We start from the raw sequence: 9937 nt of genomic DNA on the forward strand, positions 1-9937 counted from the left end.
TATCCGCTTCCAGCCGAAGTGAGGCCCTGAATGACCGACGCAGTATCGCCCGAGGGGGGACGACCCCCCGGCACGAATGCTGTTCTGACCGAGGAAGAGGGCGCCGTCCTCATCGTCACCATCAACCGCCCCGAGGCCCGCAACGCGGTCAACGGCGAGGTGGCGCGGGGCATCGCGGCGGCCGTCGAGGAGCTGGAGTCCCGCAAGGACCTGTCCATCGGCATCCTCACCGGCGCCGGCGGGACGTTCTGCGCCGGCATGGACCTCAAGGGCTTCCTCACCGGCGACAACCCGGTCGTCGAGGGCCGCGGGTTCGCCGGCATCACCGAGCGCCCGCCGGCCAAGCCGATGATCGCCGCCATCGAGGGCTACGCCCTGGCCGGCGGCTGCGAGGTGGCGCTGTCCTGCGACATGATCGTCGCGGCGCGGGACGCCCAGTTCGGGCTGCCCGAGCCGAAGCGCGGCCTGGTCGCGGCGGGCGGCGGGCTGCTGCGCCTGCCGCAGCGCATCCCGTACCACATCGCCATGGAGATCGCCCTCACCGGCGACAAGTACCCGGCGGAGCGGATGGCCGAGCTCGGCTTCGTCAACCGGCTCGCCGAGCCGGGCGGCGCGCTCGCCGCGGCCAAGGAGCTGGCCCTCAAGGTCGCCGAGAACGCGCCGCTGGCGCTCGCGGCGACCAAGCGGGTCATCGTCGAGTCCGCGGACTGGACGAGCGAGGAGGCGTGGAAGAAGCAGCAGGAGATCACCCTGCCGGTCTTCACCTCCAAGGACGCCCAGGAGGGCCCGGCGGCGTTCGCCGAGAAGCGCAAGCCGAACTGGAAGGGCGAGTAGCCCGACCCGTGCAGGACGCCCGGAACCGCCCGGTTCCGGGCGTCTTGACGTCTGTGACTGGTGTGCCAGGTGCGTCCTGATGCGGCCGGGTGGGGGGTTCCCCTTACCACGGAGTAAGTAATGCCGTACTCTTTTGCGCACGCTTGCAGTGATCTTGGGAGTGGGAGCATATGAGACGCAACGCGGCGCTGGTGGTCGCCACCGTCCTGGCCTGCGGCGCCGGGACGGTCGCGGTGGCCGCCCCTGCGCACGCCGCCGGGTGGCGCGACATCGCCAGCGGAGCCCTGAACTACGACGGGAGCCTCGACCGGGTCGACTTCGGCGCGAAGAACGCCGGCTGGGCCGTCGGCGCGGCCGGGTCCTTCTTCAGCCCGCAGGCGAAGATCGTCCGCTGGACGGGCTCGGCGTGGGTCGCCGACCAGAGCCCGGTCGGCTTCACCCCGACCGACGTCGCCGTCGCGAGCGCGTCCAAGGCGTGGATCATCGGCTACAACCTCGGCGGCACCCTCGGCCTCTACTGGAACGGCACCAAGTGGAGCCAGGTCTCCTACCCGCTGGTGGGCTTCCCGACCGCCGTGTCCGCCGCGCCGGACGGCACCGCCTACTCCATCGCCGGGATCGACGCCGCCGCCGGCGGGCCGTCCGCCATCCTGCGCTGGACGGGCAGCGCGTGGGTCGACCCGAAGGTCCCGCTCCCGCCGTCCTCGTCCATCACCGCGGTGGACGTGCGGTCCAAGAACGACGTGTGGCTGGCGGGCACGACCTCCGCGACCGGCACGTCCGTCACCGGGCTGGTGATGCACTTCAACGGCACGTCCTGGAAGAGGATCGACGTCCCCGGCTCCCTGGGCGTCCCCGGCTTCCAAGGCACGCTGCACCGCATCGTCGCCGACTCGCCGACGAACGTCTACGTGCTGCGCGTCCGGCAGAACGCCCAGATCACCAACGCGATCCAGCGCTACGACGGCACGTCCTGGAAGACGATCAACACCCCGCTGAACGCGGCCGGCATCGGCCTGTCGTCGGACGGCAAGGGCGGCGTGGTCATGCTCCCGATCACGACCGGCACGAAGAGCCAGTACATGCACTACAACGGCTCGTCCTGGACGACGCTGAACGGCCCCGCCCGCACCGGCACCGTCCAGGTGACCGACGCCGACGCCCGCCCCGGCACGTCCGCGGTCGTCAGCGCCGGCACCGCCTCCCAGCCCAGCAAGAAGGTCCCGTTCATCGAGTACTTCAGCTGACCCGGACCGTCGCGAACGCCCGTCCCGCCGCCCGGCGGGGCGGGCGTTCCGCGCGCGGGCGGCGCGCCAGGCCGCGCCGGGGCCGCGCCGGGGTGTGCCGGGTCAGTCCCAGCGGGCCGAGCGCTGGCGTTTGATCGCGGAGCGGCGCTTCTTGTTCTCCAGGCGGCGCTCGTTGATGCCCCGCGGCACCTTCTTCGGGATGCGCTTCTTCGGGGGCGGCGCCGTCGCCTCGGCGAGGAGCGTCGCGAGGCGGGTGCGGGCGGCGTCGCGGTTGCGCTGCTGGGAGCGGTACTCCTCGGCGCGGATCGTGAGGACGCCGCGGACGAGGCGCCCGGACAGCCGGTCGAGGGCGCGGGCCCGCAGGTGCTCGGGCAGGGACGGGGAGTTCGCGACGTCGAAGGACAGCTCGGCGGCGGTGGCGCTGGTGTTGACGTGCTGGCCGCCCGGCCCCGAGGAGCGGGAGAAGCGCCAGCTGAGCTCGGACTCCGGGATGGAGACCGAGCCGCGGACGTGGATCTGGGCGGGCATGTCCCCATTGTCGCAGCAGCGCCGCGATCCCGTCGCCCGAATTACCCCCGGGTAGCAGCGACTGCAAGTACTTACTTACACTGCTGGCCATGACCGATGGAATCTTCACGGACGGCGACCTCATCCGCGTGATCGCGCAGGAGGGCGCGCTCATCGCGGCGGGCGGGGCGGCGTCGCTGCTGCAGACGGCCCATCCCAAGGTGGCGCAGGGCGTGTACGACCACAGCTACACGGCGGACGACCCGGCGCGGCGCCTGCGCAACACGATGGGCTGGCTCTACGTCGTCCAGTTCGGGACGCGGGAGGAGGCGGAGACCCTCAGCGCGCTCGTCACCAGGGGGCACGAGGCCATCACCGGCCCCGACTACGAGGCGAACGACCCCGAGCTGCAGGTGTGGGTCGCGGCGACGCTGTTCGCGGTCGCGGCGCAGTTCTACCAGGTGCTGTTCCGGCGGAGGTTCACGCGGGCCGAGCTTGAGGAGTTCTACGAGCAGAGCAAGGTCTACGCGACGATCCTGGGCTGCCCCGAGGACCGGATGCCGGCGACCTACCGGGACTTCCGCGAGTACTACGCGGGCATGCTGAACACCCTGGAGATCAGCGACGCGTCCCGGGCGGTCGCGGAGCAGGTGCTGCATCCGAAGCTGCCGGGCGGGCCGCTGAACGCGCCGGGCATGATGGCGATCCGGCTGCTCACGGCGGGGCTGATGCCGGAGCCGATCCGCGTCCAGTACGGGTGGAAGTGGACCAGGGCGCGGGAGCTGCGGTTCCGGCTGCTGCTGGCGGTGCTGGCCGCCGTGTACCCGCGCCTGCCGCTGCGGGTCCGGACCCTGCCCCGGGACGTCTACCTGCGCTCCACGCGCAAGATGCTGGCGAAGCTGAACCGCGGCCCGGCCGTACGGGCGCGCGGCTGAACGGCCGCGTGACCCACAGGCAGGTCACGCGGCCGTTCTCCCTTGCACGGCCCCCCCGCGCCCGGCCCGGCCGGGAGGACCTACTGCCCGCTCCGCCGCCCGTCCGCCCGCTCCCCCCAGAGCCTGGCCGGACGGTGGAACGGGTCAGACCGAAGCGCCGGCGATGATCTTGTCGGCGGTCTTCTTGGCGGTGTTGACGGGGATCGCGAAGCCGACCCCGATGTTCCCGTCGCCGCCCCCGGCCGTGGCGATCGCGGTGTTGATGCCGATCACCTGCCCGGACGCGTTGACCAGGGCGCCGCCGGAGTTCCCCGGGTTGATGGCGGCGTCGGTCTGGATGGCGTTCTCGATCATGGTCTGCTGCTCCTGGGACAGCCGTCCGCGCAGGCCCGGCGGGAGCTGCTGCTCGTCGCCGCCCTCCTGGATCCGCCGGCCCAGCGCGCTGACGATGCCGGACGTCACCGAGCCGTCCAGCCCGAGCGGGCTGCCCACGGCGAGGACCGGGTCGCCCACGGCGAGCCGGTCGCTGTCGCCGAGCGTCGCCGGCTTCAGGCCCGACACGCCGCGCGCCTTGATCACGGCGATGTCGCCGCCGGTGTCGGCGCCGAGCACCTGCGCCGCCGCGGTCCCGCCGTCGCTGAACTTCACCGCGACCTGCCGCGCCCCCGACACGACGTGCGCGTTCGTGAGGATCACGCCGTCGGAGCGCAGGATCACCCCGGAACCGGTCGCCGTGCCCGCGGCCGTGCGCGCCTGGATCGACACCACGCTCGGCTGAACGGCGGCAGCGACCTGCGCGGTCGTACTCCCGGCCGTACTCCCCGACGGGGCCCCGGACACCGCCGTCGGGCTCGCGTAGACGGTCTTCTCGTGCGTGAGCGCCAGCGTCACCGCCGCGCCCGCGCCGCCCGCCCCCAGGGCCAGCGCCGCGGCGGCCCCCACCGCCGCGAGCTTCTGCCGGGTCGTGCCGAACAGGCCCGTACTGGCCGGCTGCTCCGCCGCCGGGACGTCCTGCCGAGACCACTGCGCCTGCGCGGTGCCGTACGGGTCGCCGTACGGGTCGCCGTGCGGGTCACTCTGCGGCGCGAAGTGCGGTCTCTGCGGCTCCCATGGCGGCTGCCGCCGCGGCCGGTCGGTGTTCATCGGATCCCCCTGTCGTCCACTCACCGTCGAGAGTGCGCCGCGGGGCTGCAGGCCGCCTGGATCGAAGCTGAAAGTGTGCTGAAAGGCGATTTGACACGAAAAACCGCGACCGGGAGGACGTGCGGCGCCTCGTCCTCCCGGCCGCGGCGCCGGCCGCGACCCGGAAAGCTGGCCAGGGCGCGGACTCCCGGTCCCTGCCGAGCCCGGGGCGCGCCCTGTGCGGCCTACCTAACAGGACTTACCTGAACGTTCGCTGAATGCGGCCTATGTCGGTGCTAATGGGCCATGTCGTTGCTGATGGCTCATGTCGCTGCTAATCGTCATCGAGCGGTAGGACGACCCGGAACGTCGCCCCCTCGCCCGGCGTCGAGTCGGCCTCGACGACGCCCTCGTGCGCGGCGACGAGCGCGGCGACGATGGCGAGGCCGAGACCGGCGCCGCCGTAGTCGCGGGAGCGGGCCTCGTCCGCGCGGTAGAACCGCTCGAAGACGCGTTCGGCCTGCTCGGGCGCCAGCCCGGGCCCCTCGTCGGCGACCGTGACGACGGCTGCGGGGGCGCCGCGCAGCGTGCCCGGCGCGAGCCGCACCTCGGCCGGCGTGCCCTCGGGGGTGTGCGCGATCGCGTTGGTCAGCAGGTTCCCGATCACCTGGCGCAGCCGCGGCTCGTCCCCCCGCACCTGGTACGCCAGCCCGCCCTCGACTGAGAGGTCTATCTTGCGGTCGGGTGCCAGGACTCTCGCCTCCTGGACAGAGTCGGCGGCGACGGCGAGCAGGTCCACCGGGCGCCGCTCGATCGGCCGCTGCCGGTCCAGCCGGGCGAGCAGCAGCAGATCCTCGACGAGCAGGCCCATCCGGGACGCGGTCTCCTCGATCCGGCCGATCAGCCGGTCCAGCTCGGCGGGGCTGCGGGCCGCGCCCTGCCGGTAGAACTCGGCGAACCCGCGGATCGCGGTCAGCGGGGTGCGCAGCTCGTGGCTGGCGTCCGCGATGAACCGGCGCATCCGCTCCTCCGACCGCAGCGCCGTCTCCTCCGAGCGCCGCGCCGCCGCCTCCGACTCGGCGCGCGCCCGGAACGCCGCCTCGATCTGCCCGAGCATCGTGTTCAGCGACCGGCCGAGCCGCCCCATCTCGGTGCGCGGATCGGCCTCCGGGACGCGGCGGGACAGGTCCCCGGCCGCGATCGCCCCCGCGGTCTCCTCCACGGCGGCGAGCGGGCGCAGGCTCGCCCGGACGACCCACACGCCCAGCACGACCAGGACGGCGAGCACCAGCAGGCCCACGATCGCGTCGATCACCACCAGCCGCTGGACGGTGCGGTCCACCTCGTCCAGGCTGAACGCGAGGACGATGACGCCGCCGGGGATCGGCTCGGCCAGGATCCGCCACTGCGAGCCGCCCGTCCCGCGCACGGTGAACGGGCGGTCGATGTGCCTGCTCAGATCCTCGGGGAGCTTCGGATGGCCGGTCTCGCTCCACGCCGGGTTCTGCCCCAGGGCGTGGCCGTCGTTCGTGCGGACCTGCCCGTACATCTCGCTCGGGATGCGGACCTCGATGTGCTCCTCGCCGCGCTGCAGCTGCGGGATGACCTGCTCGATCGCGCGCCCCACCGAGCCGCGCAGCTGGTCGTCGGCCCGCCCGACCAGGTACTGGCGCAGCACCGACGCGCCCGCCGCGCTCATCACCGTGATCCCGAACGTGACGAGGACGAGCATCCCGGCGATCAGCTTGACGCGCAGCGACGTCCGCCCCCACAGCCGCTCCAGCGCGCGCCGCGGCGACCGGGACGGCGCGGCCGCGGCCGGGAGCCCCTCCCGTTCCGGCGCTCCCGGGCCGGCCGGCGCGGACGCCGGGACGCGCGCGGCCATCAGCCCGATCTCGACGGCTCGCGCAGGACGTACCCCACACCGCGCAGGGTGTGGATGAGGCGCGGCTCGGCGTTGTCCACCTTGCGGCGCAGCGCGGACACGTACGACTCGACGATGCCCGCGTCGCCGCGGAAGTCGTAGTTCCACACGTGGTCGAGGATCTGCGCCTTGGACACGACGCGGCCCGCGTTCGCCATGAAGTAGCGCAGGAGCTTGAACTCGGTCGGCGACAGCTGGATGGGCCTGCCGCCGCGCCACACCTCGTGGCTGTCCTCGTCCAGCTCGACGTCCGCGAACACCATGCGGGGCGGCGGCTCGGTCACGCCGCCGCGGAACCGGCGCAGCACGGCGCGGATGCGGGCGATGACCTCCTCCAGGCTGAACGGCTTGGTGACGTAGTCGTCGCCGCCGATCGTCAGCCCCTTGATCCGGTCCTGGACGGCGTCCCGCGCGGTGAGGAACAGCACCGGGGTGTGGTCGCCGCCGGAGCGCAGCCGCCGCGCGACGTCGAAGCCGTCGATGTCGGGCAGCATCACGTCCAGCACGATCAGGTCGGGACGGTGCCGCCGCGCCGACTGCACCGCGTCCGCGCCGTTGGTCGCCGTGACCACGTCGAAGCCGGTGAAGCGCAGACTGCCGGCGAGGAGCTCCAGGATGTTGGGCTCGTCCTCGACGACGAGCAGGGTCGCCTCCGCCGCCGTCTTGCCTCCGCCGTTCGCGGTCCGTTCAGTCACGTGCCCAGTCCCCCTCCACATCATCGCAGAGGATTCCAGCCGAACCTGAACGTGCACTGAATGTCCGCAGAGGATCCGGTGAGCGCCCGTTACCGCTGGAGGGCGCGGATCGCCCGCATGGCCTCGCGGCGCGCGTCCCCGGACAGGACGTCGATGTAGACGCGGCCCTCCAGGTGACCGCACTCGTGCTGCAGGCAGCGCGCGAAGTAGCCGGTGCCCTCGACGCGGACGGGCTTGCCCCTGACGTCCACGCCCTCGACGACGGCGTGCGCGTAGCGGGGCGTCTCGAACCGCAGGCCGGGGAGGGACAGGCAGCCCTCCGGCTCGACGAGCTGCTCGCCGTCGGCGGCCACCAGCGTCGGGTTCACGACGTGGCCGACGTGCCGGCGGCCCTTGTCGTCCTCGCAGTCGTACACGAACAGCCGCAGGCCGACGCCGATCTGGTTCGCGGCCAGCCCGGCGCCGTCCTCCTCGTACATGGTGACGAACATGTCGTCGACGAGGCGCTCCAGGGAGGCGTCGAACGTCCGGACCGGGTCGCACTCCGTCCGCAGCACGGGGTCGCCGAGAAACCTGACCGCGCGGACCGTCCCGCCCCGCGCATGCTTGCGCTTCCTCACGCCCGGAATCCTATAGAGCGTCCGGCGGTGCGCCCGGCCCGCGAGAGGGGCCGGGCGCACCGCCGGACGGGACGGGCGGGTGCCTCGCTACAGCTCGATCGGGCCGCGGGGCTGCTGCGGCGGGATCGGGGGCTGGGACGGGCCGGAGTCGTCGCCCGGCCGGGCGGGCTTGGCCTGCGGCGGGACGGGCGGCACCGGGGCGTCGGCGGCCGGCTCGGGCTTCTTCATCGCGGGGGCGGCCGGCGGCGCGGCGGCCGCGGCCGGCTTGGGCGCGGGGGCCGCCTTGGGGGCCGCGGCTGGCATCGGCTTGGCGGCGGACGCGGCCTGCTGCGGCGCGGGCTGCGCCGGCGGGGCCTGCTTGCGCGGGGCGCTCTGCCGGACGGCGTCCTCGACCATCTTCTCCAGCGGGCCCGCCTCGTTCTCGGCGGTGAGCAGCCGGTGCAGCGTGTCGCTGATCTCGGTGAGCCGCTGCAGCGCCTGGGTGTGGTTCTTGGTGAGCGCGGTGAGCCGCTGCGTGGCGCCCTCGTTGATCACGCTGGCGCGGCGCTCGGACGCGGTGAGGGTGCGCTCGGCCTCCAGCCGCGCGCTCGTCACCGTCTGCTCCGCCTCCTGCTTGGCCGACGAGAGGATGCTCTCCGACTCCTTCTTGGCGGACGCGAGCACGTGGTCGGCCTTCTCCTGCGCCTGGGCGAGGTTCTTGTCGGCGTGCGCCCGGGCCTCCTCGATGATCCGCTTGGACTCCTGCTCGGCGTCCTCGCGGATCTCCGCGCCCTTGGCCTCGGCCTGGGCGACCTTGTCCTGGGCCTCGTCCTCGGCGAGGTTGATGATCTGGCGGAGCCGGTCGCTCAGGTCGTCGCCGGTGGGCTTGCGCGCCTCCCTGAGCTCGGCCATCTCGCGGCGGAGGCGCTCGCCGTCGTCCTGGGCGCGGGCCAGCCGCGCCTCGAGCTCGCGGTGCTTCTGCTGGGCGCGGGCGATGTAGTCGTCGACCTGGCGGCGGTTGTAGCCGCGCATCACGATCTCGAAGGACTCGTCTTGGAGGAGGTTCGGCAGGATCTCGGCTTCGTTGCTCATGGTGCCTTGGGGGTCGTTGGCGGGGGTCATCACCCCGTCAGGGTCGGTTGCGATAACAGCCTCACCCGCCGCAGCGGGCCCACATGGAAACGTCAGGACGACTCTTGTCCGGTCCACCCCATTCGCGCAACCGGAACGCGGTTCTTGCTGCCGTTTCTTCATCTGGATGGGCTCGACAAACTATCTAATCCCGGCAAAGTCCGCTTCCCCCGCGGGGCCGTGTCGCGGGCCGGATCCGGACCGGCCGGGGGACCGGCCGGGGGACGGGTCGGGGGACGGGCCGGGGGACCGGCCGGGTGGGGGCGGCCCGCCGGGCGGCGCCGGCGGCGTCCTAGCATCGGCCCCATGAGCAACCCCGTGAGCTACCTGGGCGCGTTGGGCGACGACCGGCCGAAGATCGACCCGGAGGCGTGGGTCGCGCCCGGCGCGGTCGTCGTCGGGCGGGTGACGCTGGGCCGCGCGTCGAGCGTCTGGTACGGCTCGGTGCTGCGCGCCGAGGACGCGGAGATCGTCGTCGGCGACGAGTGCAACATCCAGGACCTCAGCTGCCTGCACTGCGACCCGGGGATGCCGGCGGTCCTGGAGGACCGCGTCAGCCTCGGGCACAAGGCGATGGTGCACGGCGCGCACGTCGAGACCGGGTCGCTCATCGGCATCGGCGCGATCGTGTTGAACGGCGCCCGCATCGGCGCCGGGACGCTGATCGCCGCGGGCGCGCTGGTGCCGCCCGGCAAGAAGATCCCGTCCGGGGTGCTCGTCGCCGGGACGCCGGGCAAGGTCGTCCGGGAGCTGACCGACGACGACCGGCTCGTGCTGGACTACACGCCCGCGGTCTACATGGAGAAGGCGCGGCGGCACCGCGCCGCCCGGTGGGAGTGACGCCGGTGGGAGTGACGCCGGTGGGAGTGACGCCGTGGGAGTGACGCCGCGGGAGTGACGCGGCGGGAGTGATCTCGCGGGGATGACGCCCCGGGAGCGGCGT

10 protein-coding genes are annotated in these 9937 nt (G+C 73.2%); 4 read left to right on the forward strand and 6 right to left on the reverse strand.

The genetic code is table 11. The annotated features are described in order from the left end of the window. Positions 1-30: 30 nt before the first annotated feature. Entirely contained in the window at positions 31-834 is an 804-nt protein-coding gene (locus tag ACIWVC_RS25315) for a crotonase/enoyl-CoA hydratase family protein (protein WP_396454654.1), read from the forward strand. 170 nt (positions 835-1004) lie between these two features. Further along, positions 1005-2081, forward strand: coding sequence for a hypothetical protein (locus ACIWVC_RS25320; protein WP_396450823.1), 1077 nt, complete (start codon positions 1005-1007; stop codon positions 2079-2081). 102 nt (positions 2082-2183) lie between these two features. On the opposite strand, the gene arfB is transcribed toward ACIWVC_RS25320, so the two are convergent. Beyond that, positions 2184-2609 carry an alternative ribosome rescue aminoacyl-tRNA hydrolase ArfB gene (gene arfB, locus ACIWVC_RS25325; protein WP_396450822.1) on the reverse strand — a complete coding sequence of 142 codons (426 nt, stop codon included), beginning with the start codon at positions 2607-2609 and terminating at the stop codon, positions 2184-2186. An 89-nt stretch (positions 2610-2698) separates the two neighbouring features. Here arfB and ACIWVC_RS25330 point away from each other — a divergent pair, with 89 nt between their 5' ends. Then, the gene (locus tag ACIWVC_RS25330; protein ID WP_396450820.1) at positions 2699-3523 is read left to right on the forward strand and encodes an oxygenase MpaB family protein; all 825 of its coding nucleotides are present in this window, start codon (positions 2699-2701) and stop codon (positions 3521-3523) included. A 144-nt stretch (positions 3524-3667) separates the two neighbouring features. Here ACIWVC_RS25330 and ACIWVC_RS25335 read toward each other — a convergent pair whose 3' ends face one another. From ACIWVC_RS25335 to ACIWVC_RS25355, 5 genes are all read right to left on the reverse strand, one after another. Next, the gene (locus tag ACIWVC_RS25335) at positions 3668-4666 is read right to left on the reverse strand and encodes a S1C family serine protease (protein WP_396450819.1); all 999 of its coding nucleotides are present in this window, start codon (positions 4664-4666) and stop codon (positions 3668-3670) included. 313 nt (positions 4667-4979) lie between these two features. After that, complete coding sequence (locus ACIWVC_RS25340; protein ID WP_396450817.1) at positions 4980-6530, reverse strand: sensor histidine kinase; 1551 nt, start codon at positions 6528-6530, stop codon at positions 4980-4982. Beyond that, entirely contained in the window at positions 6530-7264 is a 735-nt protein-coding gene (locus tag ACIWVC_RS25345) for a response regulator transcription factor (RefSeq protein ID WP_396450816.1), read from the reverse strand. Before ACIWVC_RS25345 ends, ACIWVC_RS25340 begins: the two co-directional genes overlap by 1 nt. Before the next feature lie 89 nt (positions 7265-7353). Beyond that, a complete protein-coding gene (gene def, locus ACIWVC_RS25350) occupies positions 7354-7884 on the reverse strand; it encodes a peptide deformylase (RefSeq protein WP_396450814.1) in 531 nt (176 codons plus the stop codon). An 87-nt stretch (positions 7885-7971) separates the two neighbouring features. Further along, positions 7972-8955 (reverse strand): hypothetical protein, encoded by a 984-nt coding sequence (locus ACIWVC_RS25355; RefSeq protein ID WP_396454655.1) that lies wholly within the window; start codon positions 8953-8955, stop codon positions 7972-7974. Between the two features lie 345 nt (positions 8956-9300). On the opposite strand from ACIWVC_RS25355, the gene ACIWVC_RS25360 reads away from it, so the two are divergent. Continuing rightward, positions 9301-9834: a gamma carbonic anhydrase family protein gene (locus ACIWVC_RS25360; protein WP_396452765.1), complete on the forward strand. Its 534-nt coding sequence runs from the start codon at positions 9301-9303 to the stop codon at positions 9832-9834. The last annotated feature ends 103 nt before the right edge of the window (positions 9835-9937 follow it).

The organism is Actinomadura sp. (assembly GCF_044508335.1).
Lineage (GTDB): Bacteria > Actinomycetota > Actinomycetes > Streptosporangiales > Streptosporangiaceae > Spirillospora.

What these genes read in the sequence shown, in the direction of transcription:
- ACIWVC_RS25315 (WP_396454654.1), top strand. Translation starts at nt 31, where the DNA reads ATGACCGACGCAGTATCGCCCGAGGGGGGACGACCCCCCGGCACGAAT.
- ACIWVC_RS25320 (WP_396450823.1), top strand. Translation starts at nt 1,005, where the DNA reads ATGAGACGCAACGCGGCGCTGGTGGTCGCCACCGTCCTGGCCTGCGGC.
- arfB (WP_396450822.1), bottom strand. Translation starts at nt 2,609, where the DNA reads ATGCCCGCCCAGATCCACGTCCGCGGCTCGGTCTCCATCCCGGAGTCC.
- ACIWVC_RS25330 (WP_396450820.1), top strand. Translation starts at nt 2,699, where the DNA reads ATGACCGATGGAATCTTCACGGACGGCGACCTCATCCGCGTGATCGCG.
- ACIWVC_RS25335 (WP_396450819.1), bottom strand. Translation starts at nt 4,666, where the DNA reads ATGAACACCGACCGGCCGCGGCGGCAGCCGCCATGGGAGCCGCAGAGA.
- ACIWVC_RS25340 (WP_396450817.1), bottom strand. Translation starts at nt 6,530, where the DNA reads ATGGCCGCGCGCGTCCCGGCGTCCGCGCCGGCCGGCCCGGGAGCGCCG.
- ACIWVC_RS25355 (WP_396454655.1), bottom strand. Translation starts at nt 8,955, where the DNA reads ATGAGCAACGAAGCCGAGATCCTGCCGAACCTCCTCCAAGACGAGTCC.
- ACIWVC_RS25360 (WP_396452765.1), top strand. Translation starts at nt 9,301, where the DNA reads ATGAGCAACCCCGTGAGCTACCTGGGCGCGTTGGGCGACGACCGGCCG.